Origin of the sequence: Francisella salina, assembly GCF_000219045.1 — a bacterium.
GTDB classification, from domain to species: Bacteria; Pseudomonadota; Gammaproteobacteria; order Francisellales; family Francisellaceae; genus Francisella; species Francisella salimarina.
The window spans coordinates 1,657,127-1,673,028 of the sequence record NC_015696.1; the positions used below are offsets into that span (position 1 = coordinate 1,657,127).

Here is a 15,902-nt window from a genome sequence, read left to right on the forward strand (position 1 = left end):
TAGTTACCTAGATCAACAACTGATCTCAAATGATTCTTGCATATTTTTTATGAAATTATCAAGCTTTAGGCTAGCCAAAAAACTTTGTAACCTACGCCCACAACTTCCATCTGCAATATTGACAATAAAACTAAACACCACTAAATCTAGTAATGATAGCTTAGAATTGAAGAAATACTCTTTTTCACCTAAATAGTCTGCTATAGCTTGTAAATCACGCTCAGCTTTTAAATAAATTTCATTATTAGTTAAATTTGTTACACCAGCAGCCTTTAGTTGACGCAGAACATTTCTCTTAGCAACAGGATAAACTATACTCGCCATAGCCTTTGGTAGCTTGGTGGACTCTAGGAACTCTTTTTTCCATGTATAATTATCTTTATCAGCCCAACGACTATACACTCCGACCCAGTACAAGCTATCCTCACATAATCTTATAAATGCTGTAGATATGGCTTTTTGTTCAGGGTTTAGATGCTCATCCAAGTTATTATGATTTTGCTTATCTAACATTTCGATAATGAGATTGCTATCAGCAAATTTCTTACCCATAGTCTCTATATATGGCATTTTGCCTGTTGGTGATTTATTAAACTCTAAACTAAAATGATTTTGATAACTCAAATCAGTAGCTTTTAAATATAGCTCAAGCTTTAGACAAAAAGGACTACAACTATAACTCCTTCCTTTTAATTTCGGTAACTGGTGTAAATGAATAATCATAACTTCCCTTCTTCATCAAAATTTATAACATTATTTGCTGCTGACCCTGATTGAGTGTCTTCAAATTGCCTAGATACAATATTTTCTTTGACAATATCAGCTTTCTCAAACTCAGATATCACAATATCATCAAGTCTTCCATTTCTTATAACAATATACCCTCGAAACCTCTCATCAGATGATGAGCTATTATAATCAAATGAGTATACTCTATAAAAAACTAAACGCCTATTCTCAAGCTTAACATCTATTTTACGTAAACAAACAGTTTCATCTAGCAACTCTAAATCATATTTTGCCGTTGAACGTTGAGCAACATCTACAGCATATTCCTTATTTTTCATAAAATTACGCCATAAAAAAAAACATAATCCTAAAAAAATAATCGTATACAATGCTAACGACATATAACTACCTTGAAAATATCTTGTAAAATATCATTATATGTTAAAATCTACTCGTTAAAAACATACTTTTTGATCGCTTTGAAAATTTTAAAATACTTCTATGGTTCTTTCTTTGTAACTCTTATTGGTATCAGTATTGCTATATTTATTTATCCAACTGCTCCATTAGAAACAATATACTCGGTATTAATTCTGGCCATACTTGAAATTTCTCTTAGTTTTGACAATGCTATTATCAATGCTAAAGTCCTTGGCCAAATGCCTAAAAAATGGCAAAAGATCTTTATTTTTGTAGGATTACCTATAGCTGTATTTGGTATGCGTTTAGTATTTCCAATTTTATTAGTGAAATTAACTAGTGGCATCAACTTTATAGATGTTATGCACCTTGCTTTAAATGATCCTGCAAGATATCAAAAAATACTAGAACATTCGATGCCATATATATGTAGTTTTGGTGGTAGTTTTTTACTTATGGTATTTTTAAATTTTTTCCTTAGTGAGAATGAGGGGCATCATTGGATTCCTTTGATTGAGAATAATAAGTTAATTAGAAAGATTCGTGAATATGATGGTGGTTATATTTTTTTCGCGATAATTATTGGCCTTATCGTGATTTATAGTACAAGCCATACTTACCAAGGTGAATTAGCTATAGCATATCTTTTAGGAATAATCGTTCACGAAAGTTTAGGTTTACTTAACTCATTCTTTGATTCAGCTAAAATTGATACTTTAAATGTAGCTCGTAATGGTTTAATGGGCTTTATTTATTTAGAGATAATTGATGCTTCTTTTAGCTTTGATGGTGTTGTTGGAGCATTTGCAATTACTACAAACATAATAATAATAATGATAGGACTAGGTATTGGTGCTATGTTTGTTAGATCTTTGACTATACTTTTTGTTGAGAAGAAAACATTAGCTAAATATATATACCTTGAACATGGTGCTCATTATGCAATTGGCTTTTTAGCAACAATACTATTATTAAAAATATTTATTCATATTCCAGAGTGGTTTAGTGGTTCTATAGGTATTTTAGTATTAGCTGTATCATTCATACACTCAACTATCACTAATAAAAACTTAAAAGATTAAATCTTTTAACTGACTAATATCTTTAGCTATATTATTTGCAACATCAATAACTTTTTGTCTAGATACATGCTCTGTATATGCTATAAATCTATTAGCAAAGCCAGCCTCATATAATTGATAATCAGTATAACCATCTCCTACTGCAATAACTTCACCATTAATTAAGCTTTTAGCATTCTCAAACGCTTCTAATTTAGAGTCACAAGCACCATTAGAGTTATCAAGAGATACAAAGCTACCGTTGTCATCCCAGTTAATCTCAACCGCAAAGATACTTTGTCTAGCAATTCCTAGATAATCAGCAAAAGGCTCTATACTCTCTGTTAACCCTCCGCTAAATATCCAAATCTGATAACCGCTATGTTTTAATGTATCAATTAGCTCTGATATTCCTTGGGTTAATAGACTTGGACAGTATTTATAAGCAAAATCTTTTATACTCTGTTTAGTTGGGCTTGCTATAGCTAACCTTCTTTCTAGAGATTCTCTAAAATTAAGATCTCCTTGCATACCTAAATTTGTGATATTTTCAATTTCTAGTAGCTTCTCTGGAGAGTCTTTTAATAGAGGTTCTAAAATTAGCTCTAATGATTCTTTTTTTATTAAAGTTGAGTCAAAATCAAATATTATATTTTTCATAAAATTTCTACTTTAGATAAATCCCATGTAATGCTGGAGGAATTTGGATTGGTAAATATGCTTTATATATTAGACTTAAATCAGTAGCATTTAAATAGACAATATAACTTAGTTTTTTACTACTATCGATTACATTAACAAAAATTAAACCATCATCTTCATTAGTTGGTTCTGGGTTTGCAATAAAAATAGGCTCTGAAACATAATCATCACCAAAATCATGCTCAGAAACATTATTATTATATAAATCTATTTTTATTATACTGTTAAAAAACTCAGCTTGATCTTTACGATTTGCCAAATACATAAACTGATAATTTTTAGTTAAAAATTTCTCATTGATTCTCGCAAACTCAGCGTTTTTATCTACAATTAAACTTTATCAGCTAAATTATTTTCAAGGTCTATAATCACCCTACTAACTTGCATTTCAAGCTTACAATCGTCACTATTTATATTTTCAAAATAAAACTTTTTATAAGGCTCTAAGTTATCTGTATATTCTATAAAATCTAAATTAATTTTTTGGTCTTTTTCAAAAGCATTTGCACTATGCAACATAACAAAACTAGGGGCATCAATAAGTTTTGTTTCGTGTGTATTTCTATTTACTATTAGTAACTGACATTTTGCATTGTTATCATGAGATATAACCTCTGAAATTGGTTTAGATAGAAAGTCTATTGGATTAGCTCTTAAAGGACCTAAATATAGCACAACGTAATTTTTTGTTAAAAACAAAGTATGATTATAAATAAACTGTTGATTAGAAAACTGGTGTAATATTTCTCTTTCACAACTATCTTTTGAGACTTTATAAAGGCTATATTTACAATCTTTAGAAATATCAACGACGAAATTAAACTGCTCTTTTGTAACTGGATCAACCTGAGGATGTGCGCAACTAAACTGTCCTTTAAGTCCATCAGTAAATTTAAACTCTTCTAATGTCTGAAGATTTTCTCTATCAAACTCAAGCATTGTAGTAACTTCACTAGTAGCTAGTAATTTATTTTTTAAATTAAGAATATTTACATTAAAACTTGGCTTTTCAATTTGTAAACCAAAAATTGTCTTTATTATCGCAGCTATTTTACTAAGCTTTGATGGAACCATAGTACCAAATTCATCATATTTCATTCTGCCTTTTTTTGCAGCAAAATATTGCTCTGATTCTAAGTACTTATTTGAAAAGCAGATATCTTTTCCATTAGTGTTAAAGCTATATAACATCGCTAAACCATCAAACCAGTGATTTAACTTTATCTTCCCATATTCAAACTTAGCAGGTCCAATCCGTAACACTTGTCCACTAAACCAACTTGGCAAATTTGATATTTCAGGCTTTAATACATGGTTTAAGAATTCTTGATTGACACTAGTAAAAGCTGAGGATAATTTACTCATTGTTACTCACAAACAAAACATTATATATATTTATTATACCTTTAGTTATTAGGTTCTATGCACAAAAAATATAAATTAGATTGAAAATAGCTAAACCGTTGTTATTTAAAAGTTGAAAGACAATAAATACCAAGGGTTTAGCAAATGCATTATCATATAAAAGAAGTATTCTGGTCAAGTATTTTATCATTCTTAAAATCACAAAAGGGTATACATACCAATGATGAAGACAAATTAAGATTGTTTATTGAAGCTGTATTTTATGTGTTACGTACAGGCTGCCAATGGAGGATGTTACCATTTTATTATGGTAAGCATAGATCAATACATAAGCGTTTTAAAGATTGGTGTGATAAAGGCATATTCTCTAGATTATTTAAGTCAGTACAAAATCCTGATTTACAAGAAGTTATGCTCGACTCAACAATAACAAGAGCGCATGCCTGTTCTACAGGATATGATAAAGATAACAACCAAGCAATTGGTAGATCAGTTGGAGGGGTAACCACCAAGATTCATGCTATGACTGATGCTTTAGGCAACCCAATGGAAATATTACTATCAGAAGGTAAAACTCATGATAGTAAAGTAGCTATAGACTTACTACAAAATGTATATAATACAAAAGTTATTGCTGATAGAGCATATCATTCTAATGAGATTAGGAAACATATTCAAAATATATTCTCTGAAGCAGTTATTCCTTGTAAATCAAATACTATAAACCCTATAGATTTTGATATTCATATATACAAAGAAAGACATTTGATAGAGAATTTCTTTTCTAAAATTAAGCATTTTAGAAGAGTATTCTCTAGGTTTGATAAAACCATTTCAGCATATTTAGGATGATCAAATTAGCTTGTACTTTTATTTGGCTACGATGAGAATTTATTTTTGTGCACAGAACCTAATTAAGTAAGGTTTATATGATCAAGAGAGTTAAATATCAAAGGAGATTTTTTTAATAGGTTAAAAACTATTAAGTTTGTTATTTTTCCAAGAAAGTACTTTATCCATTCCAAAAGCTTCATTCATCTTTGGTATAGCATCCTTTAAATATTTTAGCGCTTTTTCTTTATCTTGTTTACTTGATTTCGGATCTTCTAAGATCTGAGCATTTTTAATAGCCGCAGCTATAGTACCTTTACGAATAAATACTCCATTAAAAGTATCTACATCAACTCCGTCTTTCAACATCTTTTCTGGTGTTGCATAATTACTTTCTTTCATGATAACTCCTTATATATTTATAAGCGTGTGATATTTTTAGCTCACTTAATAGATCAAATACAATAAAATAGTCTTACTAAAATTAAGTTTTGCAATTCTTATATATTTAATTTCATTCATATAATTTATTAATTTATTTTTAAACTACTTACTCTAGCAACACTTTGAATTAAAATTTGCTTTTTTTCTATATAAAAATTGCTTATTATTAAGCATCTTAACTAATTTGTATATAGAGCTAAAGATGCAAAAGTCTTCAAAAAAACCTTTGGTTTCTATAAAGAGCCTTTCGAAACAGTTTGATGATGGTCATTTAGCTGTTGATTCTGTTAATCTTGACGTTTACCCAAAAGAGTTTTTTTCTTTATTAGGTGGTTCAGGAAGTGGTAAAAGTACTCTTCTTAGAATGCTAGCAGGTTTTGAAAGACCTTCTGATGGAAAAATAATTATCGACGGTGTAGATATGTCAAATACTCCACCGTATAAAAGACCTGTGAATATGATGTTTCAATCTTATGCACTTTTTCCGCATATGAATGTTAAACAAAATATTATGTTCGGTTTAAAACAAGAGAAATCTCTAAAAAAAGAAGAAATAGAAAAAGCTACTGATGCTGCTCTAAAAATCATAAAAATGGATCATCTTGCTAAAAGAAAACCACATCAATTATCTGGTGGGCAGCGTCAGCGTGTAGCTCTAGCAAGATGTTTAGCAAAAAGACCTAAATTAATTCTCCTAGATGAACCATTATCGGCTCTAGATAAAAACTTGCGCGATCAAATGCAGTTTGAGCTTGTGGATATTCAAGAACAAACAGGTAGTACCTTTATAATGGTAACTCATGATCAAGAAGAAGCTATGACCATGTCTACTAGAATAGGTATTATGACCGATGGTTGGTTAGAACAAGTAAGTACTCCTTCTGAAATTTATGAATTTCCAAAAAGTCGATTTGTTGCAAGCTTTATCGGTAAAAGTACAATTTTTGAGGGTCGTGTAGAAGAAGTCGGAAGAACTAGAAGTGTTATAACTTCTGAGCAGGCGGGTACAGATTTTGTATTAAGAAGAAACATAGAAGCAATTGAAGATCAAGAAATTTGGGTCGGTCTTCGCCCTGAAAAAATTGTTATTAGCAAAGAAAAGCCAGAAGACTATGATCCCAACAAACCTATAAACTGTATCAAGGGTATTGTCGAAGATATTGCTTATATGGGGGGATTATCTACTTACCATGTTAGAACCACTAATGGTAATATAATGAAATCTACAGATTTTAATATTGAAAGAAATGCAGACCATCCATCTTGGGATGATGAAGTATATCTTACTTGGGAATCACAAAATATCATGGTGCTATACTCATAATGCAAAACTTAGAGAAAAGCTTTAGACACACATTAGTATACCTAGTTCCTTTTGTGTGGTTTATGGTATTTTTACTTATACCTTTTTTATTTGTTGTAGGTATTAGCTTTACATTGCCAGCGGACGGTACCCCCCCTGTTACTGCATTGATGACATTCAAAGATTCAACTCTAAACTTTACCTTATATCTAAGTAACTATATTGAGTTGATTCACTATAATCTAATATTCATATCTCTTTTAAAATCTTTTAAAGTCGCATTTATAACTACTGCTTTGTGTATTTTTATTGGTTACCCAATGGCTTTAGCATTATCTAGAGCTAAAAAAAATACACAAATTTTCTTTTTGGTATTAATTATTATTCCTTACTGGACATCATTCTTACTTAGAACTTATGCTTGGGTAACACTATTAGGAAATCATACTCTCAACCAGTTCTTAATGGATTTAGGTTTGCCAAGTATGGCCTTATTATACAATGACTTCTCAATGTATTTAGGGATGGTTTATTGTTATTTACCTTTTTTAATACTGCCACTTTATAGTACTTTAATAAAAATTGACCCAAGCATATACGATGCTGCAGAAGACTTGGGATCCAAGCCAGTTAATTCATTCTTTAAAATAACTCTGCCATTATCTATGCCTGGCTTGATTGCCGGTAGCTTGTTAATATTTATTCCGGCTATTGGTGAAGTGGTAGTACCACAGATTATGGGCGGGATGAATTCATTAATGATAGGAAATGTTATTTGGGAAGAGTTCTTCACATCTAATAACTGGGGTATGTCTGCTGCAATATCTGTAGTACTAATAGTCGTTCTAGTATTGCCTATCCTGTGGATGCAACGTATACAAGCTAAGAGAACTTTTGTTTAGGGGGTATAAGCAATGAAAAAATTTTCATTTAGTAGCATAATGCTTGTATTTGGCTTGGTATTTTTATACATACCTTTAGTAATCCTAGTAGTTTTCTCATTTAGTGACTCTCAGATTATAAACTTATGGGGTGGCTTTACTTTTGACTGGTATCATGAAGTAATTAATGATGAAGATATTATAAATGCCACTTTTACTAGCCTAAAGATAGCAACAATAACATCAATTATTGCAACAATACTTGGAACTATAGTAGCCTACGCTATGACTAGATTTAAATTTTTTAGATCAAGAAGTTTTTTATATGGTCTTGTAGCAACACCACTTGTTTTACCTGATATCATTCTTGGGGTGGCTTTATTATTAATGTTCTCAACATTACAACATATTATTGGCTGGCCTCATGAGAGAGGAACGACTACGGTGGTTATAGCACATGTAACAATGTGTACAGCTTATGTTGCAATAGTAATGCAATCACGTATAGCTAGTGTAGATATATCATTAGAAGAAGCTGCTCTAGATCTAGGTGCAGGTCCTATAGAGACCTTCTTTAAAATAACTTTACCTCAACTTATACCTGCACTAATTACATCAGCATTACTTACATTTACATTATCTATTGATGATTTAGTTGTCACAGAGTTTGTGGCTGGTAGTGACAACCCTACCCTACCAATGTACATTTACTCAACTGTCAAGAATGGACCTACCCCTGAAATAAATGCCCTAGCGACAATTATGATAGCAATTATCATAATAGGCGTATTACTTGGTATGTTTATTTCTGCTAAATTCCAAAAAAGACAAAGCTAAAAGGTTACTCAAAAATCATAAGTACTATTGAAAGTATAAGCAATATTCCTAGAATCAGGTTAAAAATTCGTAAATGATTTTCATTATTTAGAATTCTTTTTACTGAATTACCACCAAATAGCCAAAACCCAGTACATAAGAATGAAACTACCATATAAATAACAGTAATAATAACTACCTGAACTAACAGGCTCATATTAGCACTAACTACCGTATAAGTAGATACAACTCCAATTGCCATAATCCAAGCTTTAGGATTTATCCATTGAAATAGAGCTGCTTGAATAAAGCTTAGTGGTTTACTACTTTTTTCATCATCAAAATTGGATGATAAAATTATCTTAAAAGCCAGCCATAACATATAAATACCGCCCACAACTTTTATCACTGTATGTAGTCTTGGATGGCTTACAAAAATTGACTCTAAACCGAGCCCTATAATTAAAACCATAAAAGGAAAGCCAAGACAGACTCCTAGATAATGAGATAGAGTCTTCCTCACGCCAAATCTGATTGATGATATCAAAAGCATAAGATTATTTGGTCCAGGTGTAATAGTCGATGATATGCAAAATAAGAACAAAGGTATATAGAAACTCATATAACTAACTTTAAGTTTTAAAGTAAAGATTATATCTAGAAAATAATTAATTATGATATCTTTTTCAGCAAATAATCAATATGAAATTATGATATTCTCAAAAGATAGATAGATATAGATGGATTATTCGTCGATTGAAACGAACTTACGATTTAAAGCACCACCAACATGGAACTTAACAGTACCATCTTTAAGAGCAAATAAAGTGTGATCTTTACCACAACCAACATTTACACCAGGATGAGTCTTAGTACCTCTTTGACGCAGAATAATTGTACCTGCTTTAACAAACTCACCACCATATCTTTTAACACCTAAATACTTAGGGTTTGAATCTCTTCCGTTTCTAGTACTACCACCAGCTTTCTTATGAGCCATTTGTATACTCCTTAAATATTCTTAATAAAATTATAAACTAATAGATGAAACTTTTACCGCTGTAAAATACTGACGGTGACCTTGTTGCTTCATGCTGTGCTTACGACGACGGAACTTCATGATCTTAACTTTTTTGTTACGACCTTGCTCTACAACTTCGCCTACAACTTTAGCACCTTCTACAATAGGAACGCCTATTTTAACTTCGCCTTCTGCTGTCTGACCCATCAAAACTGTATCAAACTCAACTTTTTCGCCAATACCAAGATCGAATTTCTCAAGTTTAACAACTTCGCCTTCTTTAACCTTGTATTGCTTACCGCCATTTTTAATTATCGCGTACATTTATTACTCCATTTATTAGATTTTAAATCCTCAGAACTGCCTACAATCAATAGACTTCTGACTTTTTGTTATTATTCCATAGTACCTAGTTATAAAACTAGACACCATATTATAACAAAAAACCCAAAAATCACAAGCCTAATTATATTACGACTATGTATGAAATACTTCTTGCTTTAGGAAGGTAGTTATGAACTTTTAACTTTATAAATATATTCTTATATCTCTCTAGTATAACACCAACACTCAACCAGATGATCATTAACTAAGCTAGTTGCTTGCATATAAGCATAAATAATAGTTGGTCCAACAAAACTCATCCCTCTTTTTTTGAGATCTTTTGAGATTTTCTCACTGATAGACGTTGAGGTTGGAACTTCTTGATGAGATTTCCAGTGGTTTTTAATAGGTTTATTATTCACAAACGCCCATATATAATCACTAAAGCTACCAAACTCTTTTTGAATTTGAAGAAATACTCGAGCATTTTTTCTAACAGAATAGATTTTCAATTTATTACGGATAATATTTGAATTGTCTCGAAGAGCTTCAAGTTCAGAATCTGACATACTTGCAGCTTTAATAGGATCAAAATTATAAAAAGCATCACGATAACCTTGACGCTTTTTTAGAATAGTTTCCCAGTTAAGACCTGCTTGAGCTCCTTCTAATATCAAAAACTCAAAAAGTTCCTTATCATTATACTTTGGTATGCCCCATTCATTATCATGATAGCTTGCATAAAGCTCTTGATTAGGTTTATTACCAAAGCAACGATTTTTGTAAGCCATTTAAGTTTATATAGAATTATTCAACTTTACCATGACACTGTTTATATTTCTTACCCGAACCGCAAGGACATGGATCATTTCTTTTTATTTTTGGACCTTCTCTCTTAACTTGCTGAACTTTTGGTGCTTCTTCTTGCTCTTGCTCATCCTCTGATTGGTTATTATCGATAACACTTTCATGCTCAGCTTTGATTTCACTCATAGACTCTTTCCATTCTTCTTGAGCTCTTTGAGTTTCTTCTTCTGTAGCAATTCTTATCTTAGCAAGTGAAGATATAACCTCATACTTAAAGTTATCTAGCATAGTTGAAAACAACTCGAAAGCTTCTTTCTTATACTCATTTTTTGGATCTTTTTGAGCATAACCACGTAAATTTATACTATTGCGTAGATGATCTATTGAGCTTAAATGCTCACGCCAATGACTATCTAATGACTGCAATAATGAGAACTTCTCAAACTGCCTAACTGCTCCAACCTCTAAATCTTTAGTTTTCTCAGCAAACTCAAACTCTATAGCCTCTCTTACAAGCTTCTTAAGATCTTCTTCTCCTAAACTATCATTTTCCTGATAAGACTTTTGTAAGTTAAGCTCTATCAGAAAGTCAGACTTAAGTGCTTTTTCTAGACCCTCAAGATCCCATAATTCATGCATAGAGCCAGCAGGCACATAATCATGAAATAACTGTTCCGCCACGTCTATACGAATATCAGCAAGAATTTCACTAACATCATCAGAATCTAAAAATGCTTGTCTCTGCTCATAAATAACTTTACGCTGAGTGTTTACAACATTATCATACTCTAGTAAGTTTTTACGGATATCGAAATGATAACTTTCGACTTTACCTTGAGCTTTTGATATAACTTTTGACATAAAACCAAAAGCTAATGATTCACCACCTTTAAGACCTTTCTTAACTCTTTCTGCCATACTTTGAGAAGCAAAAATCCTCAAAAGATTATCATCCATTGATAGATAGAATTTACTCTCACCCGGATCACCTTGTCGAGCAGCACGACCTCTTAACTGATTATCGATCCTGCGTGAATCATGTCTTTCTGAACCAATAATACATAATCCACCAGCATTTTTGACAACCTCGTTACGCTTAATCCATTCTGCTCTAATTTTCTCAACATCATCTGCTGAAGGATCCTCAAGCTGTGCAATTTCAACTTCCAAGTTACCACCTAAAATAATATCAGTACCACGACCGGCCATGTTTGTTGCAATAGTTACATTACCTGGATAACCTGCCATAGCAATTATACTAGCTTCTCTCTCATGTTGCTTCGCATTTAATACATTGTGTCTAATTTTCTTTTTCTTCAACAAGGTTGATAAAACCTCAGATGCTTCAATAGAAGCAGTACCAACTAATACTGGCTGACCTTTGGATATCCTTTCTTTGATATCAGTAACTATAGCATCAAACTTCTCTCTTACACTGCCATAGATTTCATCATGATGATCTTTCCTAATTAATGGTTTATTAGTAGGAATAATTATCACTTCTAATCCATAAATTGAGTGAAGCTCAAAAGCTTCGGTATCTGCTGTACCAGTCATACCCGCTATTTTATTATATAGCTTGAAGAAATTCTGGAATGTAATGGATGCCATTGTTTGGTTTTCAGCATTGATTTTAACGCCTTCTTTAGCTTCTATTGCTTGGTGTAGGCCATCTGACCATCTACGACCTGGCATTGCTCTACCGGTACTTTCATCAATAATGACAATCTCTTGATCACGTACAATATAGTCAACATTCAGTTGGTATAATGAATTAGCTCTCAAACAAGCATTTAAATAATGCATTTTTGTAATATTATGAGGACTATACAAGTTATCATCTTCTTCAAGGATGCCCTCTTTTTTAAGCATACTTTCAATTTTTGCATAGCCTTTTTCTGTTAAATAAGCATTTTTAGACTTCTCATCAACATAAAAATCTTTCTGTTCTTGATCTTCTTCTAACTCTTCTTTTTCCTGCTTCTCTAAGTAAGGCACTAGTCTATTAAAAATATTATACATCTCAGAACTATCATCAGATGCCCCAGATATAATAAGTGGAGTTCTAGCTTCATCAATTAAAATTGAATCAACCTCATCTATAATTACATAGTTGCGACTTCTTTGGACTTGTTGCTCTTTATCATAAGCCATATTGTCTCTAAGATAGTCAAAACCAAACTCGTTGTTTGTCCCATATGTAATATCACATGCATAAGCTTCTTTACGTTGTTCTGGATTTAGGTCAGCTACGATTACACCTACTGATAAACCTAAAAATTCATAAATATCACTCATCAACTCAGCATCACGCTTTGCAAGGTAATCGTTGACTGTAATCACATGAACCCCATTACCAGTCAAGGCATTCAGATATGCTGGTAGTGTAGCAACCAGTGTTTTACCCTCACCAGTTCTCATCTCGGCAACCTTACCTTGATGAAGAACTATTCCTCCGATTAACTGTACATCATAATGACGCATATTTTTGGTTCGCTTACCTGCTTCTCTAACTGTAGCAAATGCTTCTGGAAGAATACTCTCTAAAGTCTCTCCTTTTGCCACCCTTTCTTTATACTCTTGAGTTTTTGCTTTTAACTCTTGATCACTAAGTTTCTCAAACTTAGGCTCTAAACTAGTAATTTTCTGAACCGTTTTAGAAACTTTCTTAATAAACCTATCGTTGCGACTGCCTATAATTTTCTGAACTAAATTTAACATTATTAATTAACCAATTCTCTTATAGTTTTAAATAAAAATAATAACCTAAATGTACATTATATAGAGTTTATAAGAAATTTAAATTAAGATAGATACATTAATTGTACGAATTGAATCATATAGTGTAATAATGAGATATTTTAAGCTAAAACTACTAGTGCTAATAATATTTAGTTTATCCGCGTGTAGTTATTCCAGAAATACTCAAGAAAAATATGATATTACCAAAAACACACCTCAGACACATAAAAGTATTAATAAACAACCTATGGTTAGAGATATAAATATTGAACCAGTTCCAGAGTGGTTTCTAACTAGTCAATCCAATACTGATGAAACTCTATATGGTTTCGGCTCAGGTAAGACCTTAGATCAAGCCACTCATAACGCTTTAGCAGATATGATTCAAAGACTACAGGTGACTGTATCTTCAACAACTAGTTTCAGCAGTATTGCTGACAATAATAAAATATCTCAAAAACTTATCAAAGAAGTTACAACCTCTACAGCAGATATTACAATTCCAAACTATAAAATAATAAATCAGTCTCAAACAAATCAAGCATTCTATATAGAAACTCAAATAGACAAATCTCAAACCATAGAAGATTTAAGTAAATTAATCATTAGCAATATCAACCAAGCAAATCAATTGCTAGCAACTACACATAATAAAAACTCTATCTATAGGCTTAACATAGCTCATCAAATAGATAAAAACATCAAAGTAATAAAATCAAGTTTAAGGGCATTAGTAATTTTATCTCCAACAATTAATATTAGTAGCTACATGGAAGCTCTAAATGATATAAACAATGAACTATTAAATATTAAGCGAACCATAAAAATATACATTGATAAACAGAATAGTGGCTTTTTTTATAGCTCTTTAGAAAAATATATACAAGTAAACAATTATCTAACTACAGATAATAGGAACTCTGCAAATATTAGTATATCTCTAAAATTGAAAGACTATGATAACCAGTTAGTGAAAAGCCAATACTGCATAAACACGGAAATTGAATTACAAATAACTGATAACTTAACCGGTCAACTAGCTTCTAAACCATATACCATTAAATCTTGTTCCGATAAAGGAAGAGACTCAGCCATAGACAATGCAATTGAAATATTCTATTCTCAACTAAGTAATGCAACAAATATATATTAAATTATGAGCATAAAAGTTATCCCAGAAAAAATAGCTAATATAGAATCACATAAGACTAGAAAAAAAATCACTGACTCAACCTACGCCAATAAAACACTTATCGCTAGAGCATCCAATCTAAAGACTACTGTAGAAGTAGCTAATAAAGAACTACAGAAGCTAAATATACCTTATTTAAAAGATACTAGTATAGTTTTTTATTCACCAGTTAAAATTATAGTTAAAAGTGATAAGGAAATACTAAAATCAAAAATAAAAGAACTTCATAGCCAGTTTATTACAAAATTAAACCAAACAACTATGTTTTCAAGAGTTGAGAAAATAGAACTTATTATAGAAAAACCCACCAACTTTTATGCAAAAACAAACAATAAAAAGCTAATAAACAAAGCAGCTAAAAAAGCATTAGAAAAGATAAAACAGGAGATTGGAGAATCAGAAAATTAGATATACTGCTATTTTTCAGTAATGGTACCTAAAGCAACTTCCATCATCTTAGTGAAAGATTGCTCTCTCTGTTGAGCAGTAGTGGATTCACCTGTTATAAAGCTGTCAGATATAGTTACAACTGCAGATGCATTTTTACCCAACTCATTTGCAGTTGCAAATAAAGCAGCAGTTTCCATCTCAACCAAATCACAACCATACTTTTTGATAACTTTTTTATAATCATCAGAGTTTTTTCTATAAAAAACGTCAGTACAATGTGCTTTTGCTTTTTTAAGCTCTATCTTTTGTCTTTTAGCTGACTCTTCAAGATCTTTATTAAGCTCTTCCGAAGACTTAACATCGCGAGCCTTATCACCTGTTACAATTTCAACAAAATCAGATTCACAGTAACTTTCTTCAACAAGTACTACATCATAGACTTTGAATTCTTCTTTATAAGAACCCGCTGAGCCAACCCTAATGATATTATCAACATCATAATACTTAAAAAGCTCATAAGCATAGATACCCATACTAGGCATACCCATTCCAGAACCCATGACACTTACTTTTTTACCTTTGTAAGTACCAGTATAACCAAACATATTTCTAACAGCATTAACTCTTGTAACATTTTCTAAATAGTTATCTGCAATATATTTTGCTCTCAATGGATCACCAGGCATAATAACTGTTTTTGCAAATTCTTCTTTTCTTAATGTTTCTATATGAGGAGTAGGTAATGACATATCTGTTCCCTTTATCTTAATTTCACTCAGAATATATTAGCATAAATTATACAAAAATCTTAGTTTTATAGCTTTTAATATTATTAACTTTAGTTAACACATTAACTTTAAAATTACTATTAATA

Annotated in this window: 18 protein-coding genes and 1 pseudogene; 7 read left to right on the forward strand and 12 right to left on the reverse strand. The window is 31.4% G+C overall.

The window, feature by feature from the left end:
- Positions 1–12: 12 nt before the first annotated feature.
- Together F7308_RS08140 and F7308_RS08145 are read right to left on the reverse strand one after the other, a co-directional pair.
- Complete coding sequence (locus F7308_RS08140; protein ID WP_146421477.1) at positions 13–720, reverse strand: glutathione S-transferase family protein; 708 nt, start codon at positions 718–720, stop codon at positions 13–15.
- Entirely contained in the window at positions 720–1,130 is a 411-nt protein-coding gene (locus tag F7308_RS08145; protein WP_041263797.1) for a DUF3301 domain-containing protein, read from the reverse strand. The genes F7308_RS08140 and F7308_RS08145 overlap by 1 nt, the downstream gene beginning before the upstream one ends.
- A gap of 78 nt (positions 1,131–1,208) precedes the next feature.
- Here F7308_RS08145 and F7308_RS08150 point away from each other — a divergent pair, with 78 nt between their 5' ends.
- Positions 1,209–2,231 carry a DUF475 domain-containing protein gene (locus F7308_RS08150; protein ID WP_041263969.1) on the forward strand — a complete coding sequence of 341 codons (1,023 nt, stop codon included), beginning with the start codon at positions 1,209–1,211 and terminating at the stop codon, positions 2,229–2,231.
- Here F7308_RS08150 and F7308_RS08155 read toward each other — a convergent pair.
- Genes F7308_RS08155 through F7308_RS08165 form a run of 3 tightly spaced genes read right to left on the reverse strand, consistent with a single transcriptional unit; the run spans position 2,220 to position 4,277 of the window.
- The gene (locus F7308_RS08155) at positions 2,220–2,870 is read right to left on the reverse strand and encodes an HAD-IB family phosphatase (RefSeq protein ID WP_013923390.1); all 651 of its coding nucleotides are present in this window, start codon (positions 2,868–2,870) and stop codon (positions 2,220–2,222) included. The genes F7308_RS08150 and F7308_RS08155 overlap by 12 nt on opposite strands.
- A gap of 7 nt (positions 2,871–2,877) precedes the next feature.
- Positions 2,878–3,243, reverse strand: coding sequence for a carotenoid oxygenase family protein (locus tag F7308_RS10425; protein WP_083817033.1), 366 nt, complete (start codon positions 3,241–3,243; stop codon positions 2,878–2,880).
- The gene (locus F7308_RS08165) at positions 3,243–4,277 is read right to left on the reverse strand and encodes a carotenoid oxygenase family protein (protein WP_013923392.1); all 1,035 of its coding nucleotides are present in this window, start codon (positions 4,275–4,277) and stop codon (positions 3,243–3,245) included. Before F7308_RS08165 ends, F7308_RS10425 begins: the two co-directional genes overlap by 1 nt.
- Before the next feature lie 144 nt (positions 4,278–4,421).
- On the opposite strand from F7308_RS08165, the pseudogene F7308_RS08170 reads away from it, so the two are divergent.
- Positions 4,422–5,164, forward strand: a pseudogene (locus F7308_RS08170) (IS5 family transposase).
- An 85-nt stretch (positions 5,165–5,249) separates the two neighbouring features.
- Here the strand turns inward: F7308_RS08170 and F7308_RS08175 are convergent.
- The gene (locus F7308_RS08175) at positions 5,250–5,510 is read right to left on the reverse strand and encodes a hypothetical protein (RefSeq protein ID WP_013923394.1); all 261 of its coding nucleotides are present in this window, start codon (positions 5,508–5,510) and stop codon (positions 5,250–5,252) included.
- Positions 5,511–5,754: 244 nt separating this feature from the next.
- On the opposite strand from F7308_RS08175, the gene F7308_RS08180 reads away from it, so the two are divergent.
- Genes F7308_RS08180 through F7308_RS08190 form a run of 3 tightly spaced genes read left to right on the forward strand, consistent with a single transcriptional unit; the run spans position 5,755 to position 8,573 of the window.
- Positions 5,755–6,876, forward strand: coding sequence for an ABC transporter ATP-binding protein (locus F7308_RS08180; RefSeq protein ID WP_013923395.1), 1,122 nt, complete (start codon positions 5,755–5,757; stop codon positions 6,874–6,876).
- Positions 6,876–7,757 carry an ABC transporter permease gene (locus tag F7308_RS08185; RefSeq protein WP_013923396.1) on the forward strand — a complete coding sequence of 294 codons (882 nt, stop codon included), beginning with the start codon at positions 6,876–6,878 and terminating at the stop codon, positions 7,755–7,757. Before F7308_RS08180 ends, F7308_RS08185 begins: the two co-directional genes overlap by 1 nt.
- Positions 7,758–7,769: 12 nt before the next feature.
- On the forward strand, positions 7,770–8,573 hold the full coding sequence (locus tag F7308_RS08190) for an ABC transporter permease (protein ID WP_013923397.1): 804 nt from the start codon (positions 7,770–7,772) through the stop codon (positions 8,571–8,573).
- A 4-nt stretch (positions 8,574–8,577) separates the two neighbouring features.
- On the opposite strand, the gene F7308_RS08195 is transcribed toward F7308_RS08190, so the two are convergent.
- The 5 genes from F7308_RS08195 to secA form a co-directional block, all read right to left on the reverse strand.
- Positions 8,578–9,174 carry a LysE family translocator gene (locus tag F7308_RS08195; RefSeq protein WP_013923398.1) on the reverse strand — a complete coding sequence of 199 codons (597 nt, stop codon included), beginning with the start codon at positions 9,172–9,174 and terminating at the stop codon, positions 8,578–8,580.
- 123 nt (positions 9,175–9,297) lie between these two features.
- Positions 9,298–9,552, reverse strand: coding sequence for a 50S ribosomal protein L27 (gene rpmA, locus F7308_RS08200; protein ID WP_004288034.1), 255 nt, complete (start codon positions 9,550–9,552; stop codon positions 9,298–9,300).
- A 30-nt stretch (positions 9,553–9,582) separates the two neighbouring features.
- On the reverse strand, positions 9,583–9,897 hold the full coding sequence (rplU, locus tag F7308_RS08205) for a 50S ribosomal protein L21 (protein ID WP_013923399.1): 315 nt from the start codon (positions 9,895–9,897) through the stop codon (positions 9,583–9,585).
- Between the two features lie 218 nt (positions 9,898–10,115).
- Positions 10,116–10,688 carry a DNA-3-methyladenine glycosylase I gene (locus F7308_RS08210; protein ID WP_013923400.1) on the reverse strand — a complete coding sequence of 191 codons (573 nt, stop codon included), beginning with the start codon at positions 10,686–10,688 and terminating at the stop codon, positions 10,116–10,118.
- 16 nt (positions 10,689–10,704) lie between these two features.
- Entirely contained in the window at positions 10,705–13,425 is a 2,721-nt protein-coding gene (gene secA, locus F7308_RS08215) for a preprotein translocase subunit SecA (RefSeq protein WP_013923401.1), read from the reverse strand.
- Positions 13,426–13,555: 130 nt separating this feature from the next.
- Between secA and F7308_RS08220 the strand changes: the two genes are divergently transcribed.
- Both F7308_RS08220 and F7308_RS08225 read left to right on the forward strand, forming a co-directional pair.
- On the forward strand, positions 13,556–14,599 hold the full coding sequence (locus tag F7308_RS08220; protein ID WP_013923402.1) for an LPP20 family lipoprotein: 1,044 nt from the start codon (positions 13,556–13,558) through the stop codon (positions 14,597–14,599).
- Positions 14,600–14,602: 3 nt separating this feature from the next.
- Positions 14,603–15,046 carry a hypothetical protein gene (locus tag F7308_RS08225; protein ID WP_013923403.1) on the forward strand — a complete coding sequence of 148 codons (444 nt, stop codon included), beginning with the start codon at positions 14,603–14,605 and terminating at the stop codon, positions 15,044–15,046.
- A gap of 8 nt (positions 15,047–15,054) precedes the next feature.
- Here the strand turns inward: F7308_RS08225 and deoD are convergent, their stop codons facing one another.
- Positions 15,055–15,777 (reverse strand): purine-nucleoside phosphorylase, encoded by a 723-nt coding sequence (deoD, locus tag F7308_RS08230; protein WP_013923404.1) that lies wholly within the window; start codon positions 15,775–15,777, stop codon positions 15,055–15,057.
- Positions 15,778–15,902 lie beyond the last annotated feature (125 nt).